General features: G+C 67.6%; 14 protein-coding genes. 6 read left to right on the forward strand and 8 right to left on the reverse strand.

Annotated features, from left to right (window positions below; genetic code table 11):
• Positions 1–53: 53 nt before the first annotated feature.
• Positions 54–1,184 carry an acyl-CoA dehydrogenase family protein gene (locus tag Q7V45_RS19165; protein ID WP_304854966.1) on the forward strand — a complete coding sequence of 377 codons (1,131 nt, stop codon included), beginning with the start codon at positions 54–56 and terminating at the stop codon, positions 1,182–1,184.
• 11 nt (positions 1,185–1,195) lie between these two features.
• Complete coding sequence (locus Q7V45_RS19170; protein WP_304854967.1) at positions 1,196–2,452, forward strand: acyl-CoA dehydrogenase family protein; 1,257 nt, start codon at positions 1,196–1,198, stop codon at positions 2,450–2,452.
• 15 nt (positions 2,453–2,467) lie between these two features.
• On the opposite strand, the gene Q7V45_RS19175 is transcribed toward Q7V45_RS19170, so the two are convergent.
• Positions 2,468–3,589 (reverse strand): autotransporter outer membrane beta-barrel domain-containing protein, encoded by a 1,122-nt coding sequence (locus Q7V45_RS19175; RefSeq protein ID WP_304854968.1) that lies wholly within the window; start codon positions 3,587–3,589, stop codon positions 2,468–2,470.
• 119 nt (positions 3,590–3,708) lie between these two features.
• Between Q7V45_RS19175 and Q7V45_RS19180 the strand changes: the two genes are divergently transcribed.
• Together Q7V45_RS19180 and Q7V45_RS19185 are read left to right on the forward strand one after the other, a co-directional pair.
• Positions 3,709–5,358 (forward strand): amidohydrolase, encoded by a 1,650-nt coding sequence (locus Q7V45_RS19180; protein ID WP_304854969.1) that lies wholly within the window; start codon positions 3,709–3,711, stop codon positions 5,356–5,358.
• A gap of 10 nt (positions 5,359–5,368) precedes the next feature.
• Positions 5,369–6,313 carry a GTP-binding protein gene (locus tag Q7V45_RS19185; protein ID WP_304854970.1) on the forward strand — a complete coding sequence of 315 codons (945 nt, stop codon included), beginning with the start codon at positions 5,369–5,371 and terminating at the stop codon, positions 6,311–6,313.
• Here the strand turns inward: Q7V45_RS19185 and Q7V45_RS19190 are convergent.
• Positions 6,277–7,275: a D-2-hydroxyacid dehydrogenase gene (locus Q7V45_RS19190; protein WP_304854972.1), complete on the reverse strand. Its 999-nt coding sequence runs from the start codon at positions 7,273–7,275 to the stop codon at positions 6,277–6,279. The genes Q7V45_RS19185 and Q7V45_RS19190 overlap by 37 nt on opposite strands.
• A 38-nt stretch (positions 7,276–7,313) precedes the next feature.
• On the opposite strand from Q7V45_RS19190, the gene Q7V45_RS19195 reads away from it, so the two are divergent.
• On the forward strand, positions 7,314–7,895 hold the full coding sequence (locus tag Q7V45_RS19195; RefSeq protein WP_304854973.1) for a glutathione S-transferase family protein: 582 nt from the start codon (positions 7,314–7,316) through the stop codon (positions 7,893–7,895).
• A 124-nt stretch (positions 7,896–8,019) separates the two neighbouring features.
• Here the strand turns inward: Q7V45_RS19195 and Q7V45_RS19200 are convergent, their stop codons facing one another.
• The 3 genes from Q7V45_RS19200 to Q7V45_RS19210 all read right to left on the reverse strand — a co-directional run bounded on the left by Q7V45_RS19200 (position 8,020) and on the right by Q7V45_RS19210 (position 12,271).
• On the reverse strand, positions 8,020–10,350 hold the full coding sequence (locus tag Q7V45_RS19200; protein WP_304854974.1) for a xanthine dehydrogenase family protein molybdopterin-binding subunit: 2,331 nt from the start codon (positions 10,348–10,350) through the stop codon (positions 8,020–8,022).
• A gap of 80 nt (positions 10,351–10,430) precedes the next feature.
• Entirely contained in the window at positions 10,431–11,069 is a 639-nt protein-coding gene (locus Q7V45_RS19205) for an NIPSNAP family protein (protein ID WP_304854975.1), read from the reverse strand.
• Positions 11,070–11,086: 17 nt separating this feature from the next.
• Complete coding sequence (locus Q7V45_RS19210; protein WP_304854977.1) at positions 11,087–12,271, reverse strand: mandelate racemase/muconate lactonizing enzyme family protein; 1,185 nt, start codon at positions 12,269–12,271, stop codon at positions 11,087–11,089.
• Between the two features lie 191 nt (positions 12,272–12,462).
• Here Q7V45_RS19210 and Q7V45_RS19215 point away from each other — a divergent pair, with 191 nt between their 5' ends.
• Positions 12,463–13,422, forward strand: a complete 960-nt coding sequence (locus Q7V45_RS19215) for a hypothetical protein (RefSeq protein WP_304854978.1) — start codon at positions 12,463–12,465, stop codon at positions 13,420–13,422.
• A gap of 171 nt (positions 13,423–13,593) precedes the next feature.
• Here Q7V45_RS19215 and Q7V45_RS19220 read toward each other — a convergent pair whose 3' ends face one another.
• From Q7V45_RS19220 to Q7V45_RS19230, 3 genes are all read right to left on the reverse strand, one after another.
• A complete protein-coding gene (locus tag Q7V45_RS19220) occupies positions 13,594–14,457 on the reverse strand; it encodes a transglutaminase family protein (RefSeq protein ID WP_304854979.1) in 864 nt (287 codons plus the stop codon).
• Between the two features lie 11 nt (positions 14,458–14,468).
• Positions 14,469–15,554: a sensor histidine kinase gene (locus tag Q7V45_RS19225; RefSeq protein WP_304854980.1), complete on the reverse strand. Its 1,086-nt coding sequence runs from the start codon at positions 15,552–15,554 to the stop codon at positions 14,469–14,471.
• A gap of 331 nt (positions 15,555–15,885) precedes the next feature.
• Positions 15,886–16,065 (reverse strand): hypothetical protein, encoded by a 180-nt coding sequence (locus Q7V45_RS19230; RefSeq protein WP_304854981.1) that lies wholly within the window; start codon positions 16,063–16,065, stop codon positions 15,886–15,888.
• Positions 16,066–16,151: the final 86 nt, after the last annotated feature.

Raw genomic sequence — 16,151 nt, forward strand, 5'->3', positions numbered from 1 at the left:
ACGCTTCCGGTCACCCCTCCCAGTGCCTAAAATCGGCGCTGGGAGGATTTTGTATGAAGTTCAGTTTCTCGAGCGAGCAGGAAGAGTTCAGGACCAGCCTGCGCCGCTTCCTGGCCGAACGCTCGCCCACCAAGGAAGTCCGGCGCCTGATGGAAACCGACGCCGGCTTCGAGCCCGCCGCCTGGCGCAAGCTCAACACCGAACTCGGCCTGACGGCGGTACGCATTCCGGAGGCCTATGGCGGCCAGGGATTCGGCTTCGGGGAACTCGGCATCGTGCTGGAGGAGATGGGCCGGGCGATGCTCTGCGCGCCCTTCTTCTCGACGGCCGTTCTTGCGACCGGCGCCATCCTGAATGCCGGCACGGAAGACGAGAAGCAGGCGCTCCTGCCCGGCATCGCCGCGGGCGACACGATCGCGACCTTGGCCTGGGTCGAAGCCCCCGCCCATTGGGATGCGGCGGCCACCAGGATGACGGCGACGTCGTCGGGCGGCACCTGGAAGCTCGACGGCCACAAGAGCTACGTGCTGGACGGCCACACCGCCGATCTCATCGTCGTGCTGGCGCGTGCGCCGGGCACCTCGGGTGACGCGGGCCTGTCGCTGTTCACCGTCAAGGGCGACGCCAAGGGGCTGGAGCGTCGGAACCTCAAGGTGATGGACCCGACGCGCAAGCTGGCGCGGCTGGACTTCAAGGGTGTCGAGGCGACCCTTCTCGGCACGGCGGGCGGCGCGGCGGCCCCGTTTGCCCGGACCATGGTCGAGGCTTCGGTCTGCCTCGCCAACGAAATGGCCGGCGTGTCCGAACGGCTGCGCGAGGATGCGCTGGCCTATGCGCAGATGCGCATGCAGTTCGGCCGGCCCATCGCCTCCTTCCAGTCGATGAAGCACAAGCATGCGGACATGCTGGTCGACGTCGAGTTGGCGAAGTCGGCCGCCTATTACGCTGCCGCGGCGCTCGACGAGGGCGACGAGGACATCGTCGCCGTGGCCTCGCTTGCCAAGGCGGCCGCCAGCGAAGCCGCCCTGCAGACGGCTGTCCACGCCGTCCAGATCCATGGCGGCATCGGCTTCACCTGGGACAACGACACCCATCTCTGGTTCAAGCGCGCCAAGAGTTCGGAGGTGCTGCTGGGCGATGCCCATCACCACCGCGAGAAGATGATGCAGAACTGGGCCGACTGAGGAGCACGAAGATGAGCGAACTCACCGAAGACTCCGTCCGCGCCGAAGTGCGCGCCTGGCTGGAAGCCAACTGGAACCCCGAACTGGGCCTCGTCGAATGGCGCAACAAGCTGGCCGATTCCGGCTGGGGCGTCCCGGGCTGGCCGAAGGAATGGTACGGCCGCGACCTGCCGGCCGGCCTGGTGCCGGTCGTCGACGAGGAATTCGCGCGCATCGGCGCGATCGGCGTCGCCAAGGCCGGCATCCGCACCCTGGCCGCCGCGACCATCCTGGCGCACGGCACGGATCTCCATAAGGAGAAGTACCTGCGCCGCATCCTCACCGGCGAGGATACGTGGTGCCAGCTGTTCAGCGAGCCCGGCTCCGGCTCCGACGTGGCCGGCGCCGTCACGCGGGCCGAGATGCAGGGCAACAAGTGGATCGTGAACGGCCAGAAGGTCTGGACGACCTCGGCCCATCACGCGCACTGGGGCCTGCTGCTGGCCCGCACCGACTGGGACCAGACCAAGCACAAGGGGCTTTCCTACTTCATCATCGACATGCACCAGCCCGGCGTGAACGTGCAGCCGCTGAAGCAGATGAACGGCCATGCCTCGTTCAACCAGGTGTTCCTGACCGACGCCGTGGTCGAGCCGGAGTTCCTGGTCGCCAACGTGGGCGACGGCTGGGCCGTCACGACCACGACGCTGATGCACGAGCGTCGCGGCGCCGACGGGCTGCGCAGCTGGGCCATGGGCTCCGACCGCAAGGGCCGCGCCTACGACGAGGAGCGCGCCGAGATCGCGACCACGATGGAGCCCTACAAGTGGTATCCCCAGCGCGCCGGACGAGTTGATCTCATCCTTGAGCGGGCCAAGGAAACCGGCCATCTCGACGATCCGGTGGTGCGGCAGGAGATCGCCCGGCTGATGATCATGTCCAAGGCCGCCGAATGGACGGCCCGCCGCGCCCGTGCGGCCGCCCAGCAGGGCAAGCCGCAGGGTCCCGAAGGCTCGCTCGGCAAGCTGGTCGCGAGCCATGTCGCCCGCGCCGCCGCGCGCGTGCACACCCAGCTCTCCGGTGCCGATGCGCTGCTGTCGGGCTCGGACAGCCCGATGAACGGCGTGATCGCTGAAATCCTGGTTTCGGTGCCGGCCACGTCGATCGCCGGCGGCACCGACGAGATCCAGCGCAACATCATCTCCGAGCGCGTCCTCAAGATGCCCAAGGAGCCGAGCATCGACACCACCAAGCCGTTCCGCGACGTGCCGCGGAACATGGTGCGTTAGCGGAGCGCCTGTTTCCTAGAAGTGCCAGGCCGCACGGAGGGCGGCGGTCTGGCTGAGGAGCGAGGTTCCGGCGATCAGCCCGTATTCGGCCCGGAATTCGAGGCCGCGGCTGCGATAGAGTTGCACACCGGCTTCGACGTTGGCAGTGACCGAAGGTCCCTGCAGGTAGGGCTGGAAACTGCCCATGAAAGCGAGCGGGCCGGCGAACTGCACGTTGAAGGTCGATGTGTTGCCGGGCAGGAAGCTCGCGCCGACCGCCGCGTAGGGCCGGAAGATCATACCCGTGCTCGCCACGTCCAGCCGGCCGCCGATCTCAACCATCGGCGTGGCGGAGAAATTGGTCTGCGAGAAGGCGCCGACGGACATCACCGTCGTGCCCTGAGACATGACCTGGAAGCCCGGCATGTTGCGATAGGCGAGAGCGAGGTCGAGGCGCGGTCGCACGTACCATCCGTCGAACGCGAAATCGTAGGCGCCGCGCAGATGGACCTGGGCGGTCTGGTTCGTCACGTCGACATCTGACAGAAGCCCCGGCGTGCTCGAAAATCGACTCCAGTTTGAGGCGAAGCCCGCGGAACCGGCGAGCAGCAGGGCGTCCTGCGAGTACTTCAGGGCGACGGCGACGTCGAACGACTGGCCGGTACCGAGCGTGGCCATGCCTTGTATGGTCTGGTTGGCAGCACCGAGGGTACCGCCGAGAAACCATCCCGGCACGATTTCGGCCTGACCGCCGGCCCGGTATGTGGCGCGCTGGATGGCAACGCCTTCCTGCTGCGTCCACTCCGCCCCGGCCTTGGTCCAGACGCAACCGTCCTCGCCGAGAAGCGTGCTCCCGCCGATGAAGACGGGACAACTCAGCACCGCGACCGGCCCGGAGCCGAAAGAAGGACCCGCTATTCCGATAATGGTGGGAAGGAACAGAAGCGCCGCCCCGATCGCGACCAGCGCGATAGGCTTGCCGATCGGTGTCTGGTTCGGATTGTCCTTGTGTAGCTTGAATTGCAAGACCGCCGACACGAGGACCGGGAAGTCGCTCGCCGGCACCTGCTGCGCGGACACGCGTTGCGGCGTCAGGGACGAAGAGAGCAACGCCACCGTCAAAACAGCCGCCCGCAGACAGCGCCAGAACGTCCCCATGTTCACCTCTCCCGGCCCCGCTGATCGCATCCCGGCGTCGTTGCGACAACAGGTGTCTGCGGTCGCGAGACTTCTTCGAAGCCCTTGGCGTCCCGTATCGCTGCCCGTTACTGTCCGGCATGACTTCCAGCCCGATCACCATCTTCCGCGCCCGCCGCATCCTCACCATGAATTCCGCCCGTCCGGAGGCCACGCATGTGGCCGTGCGCGACGGCCGCATCCTGGGCGTCGGCCCGCTGGAGGAGCTGGCCGGCTGGGGCACCTACACGATCGACGACAGTTTCGCCGACAAGGTGCTGATGCCGGGCTTCGTCGAGGGCCACAGCCACGCCGCCGAAGGCACGTTCTGGCGTTACACCTATCTCGGGCGTTTCGATCGCATGGATCCCGAAGGCAAGGTGTGGCCCGGCGCCCGGTCCATCGAAGACGTCGTGACACGCCTTCAGGAGGCCGAACGCCAGCTCGGCTCGCCCACCGAAGCGCTCGCCGGCTGGGGCCTCGATCCGATCTATTATGGCGACCGCCGCGTCGTGCGCGCCGACTTCGATCGCGTGTCGACGACGCGCGCGGTCGGCGTGATGCACGCGAGCGGCCATATCTTCAACGTGAACACCCGTGCGCTGGAGATGGCCGGCCTGCTGCGGCCGGGCGTCAATCATCCGGGCATCCCGCTTGGGCCCGACGGCCTGCCGACCGGCGAGCTGAAGGGTCCGGACGCGATGACCATCGTCGGCGCCCATGTCGGCTTCGACCGCGAAGCGCTGGCCAACGACGAGGACGGGCTGCGCCGCTTCGCCCGCCTGTGCGTGCGCCAGGGCGTCACCACCGCGACCGATCTCGCGAACCTGCTGCCGGACGACGCGGTGTCGATGATGGCCCGCGTCACCGGCGAGGCCGGCTTCCCGGTGCGCATCGTGTCGTTCCGCCGCTTCCAGGCGCTGACGCCCGAGCAGGTGGTCGACCTCGCCGTGAAGCTGAAGGCCAGGTCGACCGACCGGCTGCGGCTGGGCGCCATCAAGCTGTTCGTCGACGGATCGATCCAGGGGTTCTCGGCGCGGCTGCGCTGGCCCGGCTACTACAACGGCGCGCCCAACGGCCTGTGGTACACGCCGCCCGAGGCGATCGCCGGCGTCTACAGGCTCGCCCTCGAAAAGGGCGTGCTGGTGCACAGCCATACCAATGGCGACCAGGCCACCGAGATGGCGCTCGACTGTCTCGAGGGCGCCCTGCTCGACCAGCCGGCCCGCGACCATCGCTTCACGCTTCAACATTGCCAGTTGGCCGATGCCGCCCAGTTCCGGCGCATGGCCCGGCTCGGCATGTGCGCCAACCTGTTCCCCAACCATCATTTCTACTGGGGCGATCAGCATTACGAGACCACGGTCGGCCCGGAGCGCGCGATGCGCATGAACGCGTGTGCCACGGCACTCGCCAGCGGCGTGCCGCTCGCCATCCATTCCGACGCGCCGGTGACCCCGCTCGGCCCGCTCTTCACCGCCTGGGGCGCCGTCAACCGCCGCACCGCCAGCGGCCGCGTGCTGGGCACCACGGAGTGCATCTCGGTGGCCGACGCGCTGCGCACGATCACCCTGGGCGCCGCCTGGACGCTGAAGCTCGACGGCGAGGTCGGCTCGATCGAATGCGGCAAGCGCGCCGACTTCGCGGTCCTTGAAGACGATCCGCTGGAGATCGCGCCGGAGAAACTCAAGGACGTGCGCATCTGGGGCACGGTCCAGGCCGGTCGCCTCTTCCCCGCCAACGACACGTGAGGCCGGGGACGTGAGCGAACCGCGACCGGGCGGACGGCTGCCGGTCACGGTGATCGGCGGCTATCTCGGGACCGGCAAGACGACCCTGGTCAACCGCCTGCTGCGCGCCGCCGACGGCCAGCGACTTGCGGTTCTGGTCAACGACTTCGGCACGACGCCGATCGACCGCGACCTGATCGTGTCGTCGGACGGCGACACGCTGGAAATCTCCGGCGGCTGCGTGTGCTGCAGCTACGGCTCCGATCTCATGGACACGCTGATGGCGCTGCCCGCCCAGCGGCCCGACATCGAGCGCGTGGTGCTGGAGACCAGCGGCGTCGCCCTGCCCGGCATGGTGGCCAGCGCCGTCACCCTCCTGATGCCCTATCGCATCGACGGCATCGTGGTGATGGTCGATGTCGAGACGGTGCGGACGATGGCCGAGGACACCTATCTCGGCGACACGATCACGCGCCAGCTCAGCTCTGCCGACCTCGTCGTCGCCAACCGGTGCGATCTCGTGGACGGTGCCTCGCTGCAGGAGACCCTCGCCTGGCTCGCCGCCGAGACTCCTGCGGCACGGATCCTGCCGACGACACGGGCCGAGATCGCCCCCGACCTGCTGTTGGGATTGCGCGACGGCGCCCTGCCGCGCCTGTCGGCGACACTCACCACGCCGGGCGCACCCGACGCCGCTTCGCTGTACGATTCGCTGGAGCTGGACGTCCCCGAAGGCATCGACGTCGCTGAACTCGGCAGGCGCCTGAGCGCACCCGGCACGGGCGTTCTGCGCGCCAAGGGCATACTGAACGAGGTCGCGCTGCACGTCGTCGGACGGCGCTTCGAGATCGATGAGGCCCCGGCCGGCGCGAGACCGGGCAAGCTGGTCGTGATCGGCCTGCGGGCGCGCCTGGATCGGTCCGCCGTGGAGCAGGCGCTTCAGCCGAGATTGTCGACGTCGTTGCGCAGCGCCTGACCGGCGCGGAAGCGCGCCAGGTTGTCGAGGAAGATGCCGAAGATCGCCTCGTTCTGTCCCAGCGAGTGGCTGGCGGTGTGCGGCGACACCAGCACGTTGGGGAGGTCCCAGAGCGGCGAGGCCGCATCGAGCGGCTCGCGCTCGAACACGTCGAGATAGGCGCCCGCGAGCTTGCCGCTCTGCAGCGCCGCAATGACGTCCTGCTCGACCGCGATTTCACCGCGCGCCACATTGATCAGGTGCGCCCCCTCGGGCATTGCCGCGAAGGCCGCTGCGTTGGCGATGCCGCGCGTCACCGGCGAGGCCGGACAGCACAGGATCAGCCAGTCGGCCTGCGGCAAAACCTCGTGCAGCTGCTCGTAGGCGACGACTCTCTCGCACGGCGCCACCGGCTCGGCCGTCCGTCGCACGCCGATCGTGCGCAGACCCAGCATCGCGAGCAGCGAGGCAATGTTGCGGCCGATCGGGCCCATGCCGACGATGACGGCGCACTGGCCGGCGAGGTCACGCGGCGAACGTTCTCCCAGGCGCGGCTCCCAGGCATGACGGCGCTGCGCGTCCGCGAGCAGCGGGAAGCGCCGGTTGATGGCGATCACGGCGCCCAGCGTGCTGTGCGCCACGGTGACCGCCGTGGCGCCCGAGGCGGTCGTCACCTTGACGCCGCGCGCCCGCAGCTCGCGATAGATCAGGCGCTCGGCGCCGGCCGGATGGATCTGCAGCCATTTGAGGTTCGGCGACCTGGCGACCACCGCATCGAAGCCCTGCAGCTCGGGAGTCGGATTGGTGGGACTGGATTTCCCCGTCACCTCGCGGGTCATGAAGGCGATGTCGGCGGCGCTGGGACCCTCGGCCGCCAGCGCCTCCTCGGCGGTCAGGAAGGACAGCGTGCCCGGCGGCACCGCGGCCGCGATGCGCTCGCCCCAGATACGCTGTGCGTGGGACGACAGCAGAAGAGTAATCATGACGGCACGATAACCAACCTTCGACCGCGAAGACAGGCGTGGTACGCTGGATCATGCTCACTCTGTATTATTCGCCCGGCTCCAGCTCCATGGCAGCCCATATCGCCCTCCACGAAGTCGGCGCCCCGTTCGAGAAGCACGCGGTCTCGGTGCCGCGAAAAGAAACGCGTACGCCTGAATTCCTCGCGGTGAATCCCGCGGGCAAGGTTCCCGTGCTGATGATCGATGGCCGCCCGCTCACGGAGGTGGCGGGCATCCTCTACTATCTCGCCCGCACCTATCCCGCGGCCGGCCTGCTGCCGGCGGGCGACATCGAGGCCGAGGCGCAGGCCATCTCATGGATGTCCTATGTCGCGTCGACGATCCATCCGGCGATCCGGCAGGGCGTCGCCGAGGCACGCGACCTCTATGCCGTGGCCGACAGGCGCCTGGGCGACCGGACGTGGATCCTGGGCGACCGCTATTCGATCGCCGACATCCACCTGTTCCGCGTCTACTGGCGCTTCCGCGACCAGCTCGAGCGCAAGCCGGGCGATTTCCCTGCACTCGAAGCCCACCATGCCCGCATGCTGGAGCGCCCCGCCGTCAAGAAGACGATCGAGGTCGAGGCGAAGGGTTAAGCGTCCTCGTCGCAAAAACCACCGTCGTCCTGAGCGCAGCGAAGGACCTTGCGGAGGGACCAATGGACTCCCGAGCGGGCGCGAGATCCTTCGCTTCGCTCAGGATGACAGGAATACCGGACTGTCAGTCTGAATTCAGCGCCCGCCACACTTTCTCCGGCGTGGCCGGCATGTCGATGTGCTTGCCGCCCAGCGCATCGACGATGGCGTTCATGATCGACGGCAGCGCGCCGGCGCAGCCTGCCTCGCCGCAGCCTTTGACGCCCAAGGTGTTGGTCTTGGCCGGCACGGGATGGCTCTGGATCGTGAAGCTCGGCGCGTCCTGGGCGCGCGGCAGCGCGTAGTCGGTGAAGGAGCCGGTGAGCGGCTGGCCCTGCTCGTCGTAGACGGTGCGCTCCATGATCGCCTGGCCCAGCCCCTGCACGACGCCGCCATGCGCCTGGCCCTCGACCAGCAGCGGATTGATCACCGTGCCGAAGTCGTTGACCATGAAGTAGCGCACCAGTTCGATCGTGCCCGTCTCGGGATCGATCTCGACCTCGCAGACATGGCAGCCATTGGGAAACGACGAAGGCGGCGTGTCGGAGACATGCGCGACGTCGAGCGTCTGCGGCACGTCCTCCGGCAGCGCGAGACCGTCGCGCAGCTTCTGCGCCAGCTCCAGGATGCCGATGCTGCGGTCGGTGCCGGCGATCTTGAAGCGCCCCTTCTCAAACTCCATGTCGGCCACCGAGGCTTCCAGCACATGGGCCGCGATCTGCTTGCCCTGGTCGATCACCTTGCGACTGGCTTCGAGGAAAGCCTCGGCGCCCACGAGCGCCGAGCGCGAACCGCCGGTGCCGCCGCCCGCCTTGAGCTGGTCGCTGTCGCCCTGCAGCAGTTTGAAGCGCTCGAAGGGAATGCCCAGCAGGCCGGTCAGCACCTGCGCGAAGGCCGAGGCATGGCCCTGGCCGTAGTCGAGCGTGCCGCTCAGCATGGTGACGTCGCCATCGGGCTCGAAGCGGATGCCGCCATGCTCCTTGCCGGCCGGCGCCGTCACCTCGAGATAGCTGCCGACGCCGCGGCCGCGCAGCTTGCCGCGCCCGGCACTCTCCGCCTTGCGGGCCGCGAAGCCGTCCCAGTCGGAGATCTGCAGCGTCTCGTCGAGGATGGCGCGGAACTCGCCCGAATCGTAGAGATTGTTGGCCGGCGACTTGTACGGCATCTGCTCCGGCGCGATGTGATTGCGCCGCCGCAGTTCGATTGCGTCGATGCCCATCTCGCGCGCCGCCGTGTCGATCAGGCGCTCCATGAAGTAGTTGCCTTCGGGGCGGCCGGCGCCGCGATAGGCTGCGACCGGCGTGCAGTTGGTGAAGACGATCTTGGAATTCACCTCCATGGCCGGCGTCCGGTAGACGTCGATCAGGTTCTTCACCGCGTTCGTCGTGGCCGGCATCGGCGGATAGATGTAGGCGCCGGCATTGCCGTAGCCGGTGAGTCGCACCGCGAGGAACCTGCCGTCCTTGTCGAGCGCCAGTTCGGCGACACGCTCGTGATCGCGTCCGTGATGATCCGACAGGAAGCTCTCGGAACGTTCGTCGGTCCACTTCACCGGACGGCCGAGCTTCTTCGCCGCCAGCAGCAGCGGCCCATACTCGGGATAGGGCGGCGCCTTCATGCCGAACGAACCGCCGACATTGCCGGTGAGCACATGGAGCTTGTCCGGCGTGACGTTCAGCACGTCCTTGGCCAGGCCGCCGCGCAGGCCGAACACGCCCTGGCAGCCGACGTTCAGCACCCAGCGGTCCTTCGCCGTATCGTAGGAGCCGATGGCCGAGCGCGGCTCCATGGCATTGACCACGATGCGCTGGGAATCGATCTCTAGCTTTGTGACATGGGCTGCTTCCGCGAAGGCCTTGGCCACGGCCTCGGCGTCACCGAAGTGGAAATCCAGCACGAGATTGCCCGGGGCGTCAGCATGGATCTGCGGCGCCCCCTCGGCCAGCGCCGCTTCGGGGCTGGTCACGGCCGGGAGTTCCTCGATGTCGAGCATCACGGCTTCGGCGGCGTCCTTGGCCTGCAGCACCGTCTCCGCGACCACCATCGCCACGACCTCGCCGACGAAGCGCACCTTTTCCTTCGCCAGCGACCAGCGCGGCGGCCGCTTCATCGGCGTGCCGTCCCGTTGCGGGATGTTGAGCGGGCACACCAGCGGGCCGAAGCCTGCCTCGTCGAGATCGGCGGCCGTGAGGATCATGAGCACGCCCGGCAGGCTCTTCGCCTCGGACGTGTCGATGCCCTTCAACAATCCATGCGCGTTGCGGCTGCGCACCATCACCGCATGGGCCTGACCGGGAAGATTGATGTCGTCGGTGTAGCGGCCCTCGCCGCGCAGGAGGATCGGATCTTCCTTGCGGGTCACCGGCTGGCCCACGCCGAACTTCACGAAGGCAAGACTGTCGTCGAACGTGTCCATGCGCGTACTCACAACAAGAGTCATCCTGAGCCGCAGGCGAAGGATCCTTCGCTGCGCTCAGGATGACAATTACGTCGTTACTACTTCAGAGGCGAGTAGTTGGTCGGCAGCAGCAGCGTCGAATGCATCTCCTGCAGCTTGGCCGGGCCCTTGGCGAGATAGGCCTGCCACGCCGGATCCTTCATCGCCGCGGCGCGGGCCTCGAAGCGCTCCTGCAGGTTCTTGTAGCGCCAGAGATGGATCCACTCGTTGGGCTGCGGGAACTCCCCGGTCCAGGCGCCCCAGATCGGCGAGTACTTCTCGCGCGCCGCCTGGACTTCCTTGAAGTCCTTGCCGTACTGCACCGCACCGCCCAGGCCGCAGCGATAGATGCGCAGCTCGTAGATGTTGCCGGTGGTGCCGTCGTCCGGCTTGATGTCGACCACGGTGTTCATCAGGCGCAGGTCCTGGCGGACCACGCAGGTGCGCACGATCGGGATGTACTTCTCGGTCCAGTCCTTGTTCTTCTGCAGCTCGTTGCGCAAGCGCGTGCGCTCTTCATAGCTGTCGTACTTCCACAGATGCCAGATCTGGTTGAGGGCGCCGAACTCCGACGTCCAGTAGCCGTGGTTGACGCCGTAGTTGTTGCCGCGTGCCGGGCGGCCGATCGTCTCGGCGGCCTTGAGGTATTCCGGCATCTTGCCCGGCGCCAGCGTGTAGGTGCGAAACTCGTAGACCATGGGATTGTCTCTTCCTCTCAGGGATGCGGGTTCTTGGGCGGATGCGCCCTGACCGCCTCCTCGTTGATGTCGGCACCCCAGCCGGGCCGGGTGGGCACGATCAGTTCGCCATTCTGGATCACCGGCGGGTGAGTCACCAGATCGTCCTTCCACGGCACGTCGTCGATATCGATTTCCATGATGCGGAAGTTTGGCATGGCGGCGCAGAGATGCGCGCTCATCAGGGTCGACATGTGGCCGTAGAAATTATGCGGCGCGCAGTTGATCTCGTAGGCCTCGGCCATCGACGCGATCTTCAGCGACTCGGCGAGCCCGTTCCACGGTACGTCGATGATCGACACGTCGATCGAGCGGTTCTCGAAGTAGGGCCGGAACTGGCGGCGGCCGAACAGCGATTCGCAGGAGGCGATCGGCATCGAGGCGCGGTCTCGGATCAGGCGCAGCCCCTCGGGATCGTAGGAATCGATCTCCATCCAGAAGAGATTGTAGGGCTCGCAGGCCCGCGCGACCTTGATGTAGCCCTCGGTCTTGAAGTTGAAGTTGGTGTCGAGAAGGATGCCCATGTCATGGCCGGCGCCCTGGCGGAAGGCGGCCAGCCCATCGGAGATCGCACCCAGCACGGCGCCGTCGGCATTGAGCTCCGGTCCGCCGGGGCTCCTGCCGAAGCCCGGCTGGTACATGTTCGGTGGATCGAGATCGAAGCGGAAGATGTTGGTCTTGAGCGCCTTGAAGCCGCGCTCCTTCACATGCCGGCCGAGCGTCACCAGGTCTTCGAGCGAGCGCACCGGCTCGACGCCCATGACCTCGGCGTTGCGGAAGCGGTAGCTGCCGCAATGCGACCAGTAGAGCGGCAGGCGGTCGCGCACCGGCCCGCCGAACAGCTCGCAGACCGGGATGCCCAGCGCCTTGGCCTTCACGTCGATCAGGGCGTTCTCGATCGCAGCCATCGCCTGCTGGTTCATGCCACCGGGCGCCTGGCGGGTGATCGCATAGAGCGTCGACATGATGCGTTCGACGGGACGCGGATCCTGGCCGATCAGCCCCTGCGCCATGCGCCGGATCACGGCGGTGAGGCCGGCGCTGCCATAGCCTTCGTTGTATTCGGACCAGCCGACCAGCCCGTCATCGGTCGTGACCTTGAGAAAGGAGAAGTCGCGCCACCCGGCGTCACAATGCAGATCCTCGATCCTGGCGATTTTCATGTTTCCCTCCCGAAGGGCGCCAGCATAGACCAGACGCGCGCAGCGCCACGCCTCCGATTTGTCACGACAATTCACCGCCGGGCGGCGATTTGCCGATTGTTAATCGAGGGCGGGGAGGGCACGGGCTTGGCATGCGCTCCAACAAGCCGGTGAACATGGACATCGATCAGCTGCGGGGATGGGCGTCGATCATGGACAAAGCCATGATCGCGAGCCTCGTCGTCACCATCCTGGCCGTGGCGGCGCTGGGCATCACGACCTTCCTGTCGTTTCGCTACAGCGGCGCCGTGCGCGCTCACGAACAGTCGACACTCGATCGCTACAGAGGCCTCGAAAGCCTGGCCGCGCAGCACGAGCGCGAAGCCGCGGCGGCGCGCGAACAGGTGACCAGACTCGAACAGCAGATCGCCACGGCGCGAGACCGCACGGCCAGGCTCGAGCGGGAGGTCTCCGCCGCGCGGGATCGGGCGGCGGCGCTCGCGCTGGACGCCGACCTGGCGCGCGAGCGGGCCGCGGCCTCGGAGAAGGCCGCCCATGAGGCGACCGAGCGGGTGGCTCAGGCTCCGCCTGCGGGCAAGGCCGCCCCCGACACGGCTCGCCCGCCGCTGTTCGATGCGGCCGAAATCCGGCGGCGTCTCGCCGATCTCGGGAAGCTGGTCAAGGACGCGGCCACGCGGGCCCCGGAGCCGACCGCGGAGGTGGCCCCCGAGCCGACCCCCGAAGCGACCCCGCAGCCTGCGGCCGTGCCGGCCCCACCGCTCCCGCCGTTCGTCGCGAGCCTGCAGAGATTTGCCGGGACCCCGGCCGCGATCTTCCTGCTGGGCCAGATCTCTGATGCCCCCGCCATCGGCGCAGCGATTTCCGCCGATCTCGGCCAGGCGGGCTGGTTGCCGCAGACCTGGACCTGGGGCGGCGTGGCCGGCATTTTCGGTGTCGTCGTGCTGGTCCGGGACGGCAGCGACCCGGCCACGCACGAGGCCGCTGCCGCCCTCGTGGACGCTCTGGGCTCGGCCGGCTTCAACGCCAGCAAGGGAGACTGGCCGGCGAACTGGGGCCGCTTCCGCGGCACCCTCAACGGGCCGCAGACCCCCAGCCCGACCGACGCCGCCATACGTATCGTGGTGGGAGAAAAGGCGCGCAAGGCGCCCTGATCCCGGCCGCGCTCGACGCCGCTTTCAGAGCAGAGCTATCGCGAGTGATGCAAAGGTCCCTCACTCCGTTCGGGATGACAATTTTGTTGGGATTTGCGCAGTGCGCCGATCAAACAAACGGTGTCATCCCGAACGGAGTGAGGGACCTTTCGCTTACCCACAAAGTGGCTTTCAGAGCGGCGTCACCTCGAGGTCGACCCAGAGGCCGCGATAGGCGTCGCTGGCGCCGATGAAGTCGCCCGACACCGGGGTCACCTGCCAAATTTCGCGCGCCACCGCGACGGGGATCAGGTTTGCCCCGCCGACGCTGCGGTTGGTTGGGTCAAAGGTGATCCAGCCGGCGCCCGGCACATAGACCTCGGCCCAGGCATGCGTGGAATCGGCTTCGTAGTTTCCCGTCGCCCGATCCGGCCTGAAGAGATAGCCCGAGCAGAGCCGTGCACCGAAGCGCAGGCAGCGCGCCGCCTCGACGAACAGGACCGCCAGGTCGCGGCACGAGCCCAACCCGCGCGCCAGGGTCTCGAGCGGCGCCTGCGTCCCCTCGCTCTCGCGGCTCTGGTAGCGGATCTGCTGGGCGACGCCGGAACTGATGTCCTTCAACAGGGACAGCGTGTCCGTCGGGTCGCTGCGAACGAACCCCTTCGCCCAGGCCAGCAGCCTGCGATCGGGATCGAGATACTGCGGCACCACCAGTGCGCCGAGATCGGTCCAGTCGGCATCGGTGTAGGCGAAGGGATAGCGCGTCGCGACGGCGGCGATGTCGAACACCGGCCACGGATCGACGCCCAGCGTGAGCACCGCCTCGCTGTCGACCACCAGCCGGTCGGTGAGCCCCTCGAAGCCCGCCGTCGCCACGGCATTTCCGAACACGTCGTGCGCCCAGGTGACGGTGGCCGCCGGCGTCACCGTGACCTCGTGCGACACCAGCCGAAGCTCTCGGCTCTCGCGCGGCCGCAGCATCAGCCGGTGCGGCCCCAGGCGGACGGGTGCGTGATAGAGATAGGTCGTGCGGTGGCGAATCCTGAGGGTAAGCACGTGGACCTTCGTCAAGCGACCGGGAAGATGACCTTGAAGCACGAGCCGCGGCCGACAGGATTGGGATGCGCCGTGAGCTTGCCCTGCAGCTGGGCCACCAGCGCGTTCACGACCTTCATGCCGAGTCCCGGACCTCCCGTCGCCGTGACGTCGAAGCCCGCGGGCAGGCCCGGCCCCTCGTCGAGGACGCAGAGTTCGTACGCGCCTTCTGCCAGCCGGTGGAACGTGATCGTGATCGGGTCGCCGGCATGCTTGCGCGCGTTGGTGGCGAGCTCGTTGACGATCAGGCCGATCGGCAGCACCTGCTCCTTCGGCACGTCAACCTCGTCGGCGCCCTCGAGTCTGATCTCGCTTCCGACGCTGGTCGACAGCTCCTCGCAGAGCGTCCGGAGGTGGGCCGCGATCGGCACGCGACCGGCGGCTTCCTGGGTCGAGAAGGTCCGATGCACACGCGCCACCGACAGCACCCGGTTTGCGGCAGCACGCAACTGCTGTGTCACATCAGGCGACGCCGACACCTGGCTCTGCAGCTGCAGCAGGCTCGCCACGAACTGGAGGCTGTTCATCGCGCGGTGGTCCACCTCGCTGGACGTGATCTTGGCTTGAGTCAGCGCGCGCCGCGCCGCGAGCCGCATCGCCAGCAGGTCTGTCACCACGCTGCCCAGCGCCCGCAGCCGGCGCATCTGCTGCTCGTCGATCTGGCGCGATCGCCGGTCGATGACGCACAGCGTGCCGAGTTCGTACCCGTCGGGATCGTGCAACGGGACGCTGGCATGGAAGCCGTTCGTGAACTCGGCGCGCAGCCAGGACATCATGACCGGCACCGCAGGATCATCCCCGCGGTCGGCCTGTGTCGCCGCGAGCCCATGACGCGACTTGAAGAACACCTGCTCGGCACCGATGAACCCCAGGATCGCGACCGGCGTACTGAAAAGGTCGGCGGCCAGCGCGGTGATGCGGTCGAAGGCCGGCTCGGGCGCGGTGTCGAGTATCTCGTATTGCTCGAGCGCCGCGAGGCGGATCGCTTCGATGCCGGCCCGTTCGTGGGCCGGGCTGTCGGCATGGGCGCCCGGCGTGGGGTGCACGAGATGCAGCATGGAGTGCGCCCTTGCCCCCGTATCGCAAGAGAAGATCCTCCTGCGCCGTGAATCTCGGTGAACTTACGCTCAAACGGCCGTTGAGTCCGTGGAATTATCCGTATTCCGGATGAGTCATGAAGGCGGAGGGCCTGGAGGCGGCTCGCGAAGGGGCGGCATCGGAAGCGGAGGCGGAGGCCTCGACCCGGGCGGCGGCTCGCGAGGCGCCTGGTTCGGCGGCCGGGGGATACGTGCCATGCGAAGTCCCTTCGCTGTTGCCGGCCGGAGCCGTTGAACCGAATTCCAGTGTCGCACGTTCGAACTGACAGGAACGACCGGCCAGCATGCAATCTCAGGGTCGGCGTTCTTTCCTCGCGCGGCAATCGTCGAGGGCGGCAAGCGCAGACTGCCAGAGCGCGTGCGCCGCCTCCACGACCTGCACGTCATGGAAACTCTCCAGGCGCAGGTGTCTACCATGAGCGGCCTGCGCGGCTTTTTCGAGGCGCTCGAGTTCAGGGTCCATGTCGGTCATCGATCGTTAAGACGCGCCGGAAATCAACGTTGCACCTGATTCGAGACATTCCAGCACGCACCTTCGGATCGCACTCGAAGAATATC

It is taken from the genome of Reyranella sp., assembly GCF_030651995.1.
GTDB lineage: Bacteria > Pseudomonadota > Alphaproteobacteria > Reyranellales > Reyranellaceae > Reyranella.

Coding starts and splice junctions, on each gene's coding strand:
- Q7V45_RS19165 (WP_304854966.1), top strand. CDS start 54: ATGAAGTTCAGTTTCTCGAGCGAGCAGGAAGAGTTCAGGACCAGCCTG.
- Q7V45_RS19170 (WP_304854967.1), top strand. CDS start 1,196: ATGAGCGAACTCACCGAAGACTCCGTCCGCGCCGAAGTGCGCGCCTGG.
- Q7V45_RS19175 (WP_304854968.1), bottom strand. CDS start 3,589: ATGGGGACGTTCTGGCGCTGTCTGCGGGCGGCTGTTTTGACGGTGGCG.
- Q7V45_RS19180 (WP_304854969.1), top strand. CDS start 3,709: ATGACTTCCAGCCCGATCACCATCTTCCGCGCCCGCCGCATCCTCACC.
- Q7V45_RS19190 (WP_304854972.1), bottom strand. CDS start 7,275: ATGATTACTCTTCTGCTGTCGTCCCACGCACAGCGTATCTGGGGCGAG.
- Q7V45_RS19200 (WP_304854974.1), bottom strand. CDS start 10,350: ATGGACACGTTCGACGACAGTCTTGCCTTCGTGAAGTTCGGCGTGGGC.
- Q7V45_RS19205 (WP_304854975.1), bottom strand. CDS start 11,069: ATGGTCTACGAGTTTCGCACCTACACGCTGGCGCCGGGCAAGATGCCG.
- Q7V45_RS19210 (WP_304854977.1), bottom strand. CDS start 12,271: ATGAAAATCGCCAGGATCGAGGATCTGCATTGTGACGCCGGGTGGCGC.
- Q7V45_RS19215 (WP_304854978.1), top strand. CDS start 12,463: ATGGACAAAGCCATGATCGCGAGCCTCGTCGTCACCATCCTGGCCGTG.
- Q7V45_RS19225 (WP_304854980.1), bottom strand. CDS start 15,554: ATGCTGCATCTCGTGCACCCCACGCCGGGCGCCCATGCCGACAGCCCG.
- Q7V45_RS19230 (WP_304854981.1), bottom strand. CDS start 16,065: ATGACCGACATGGACCCTGAACTCGAGCGCCTCGAAAAAGCCGCGCAG.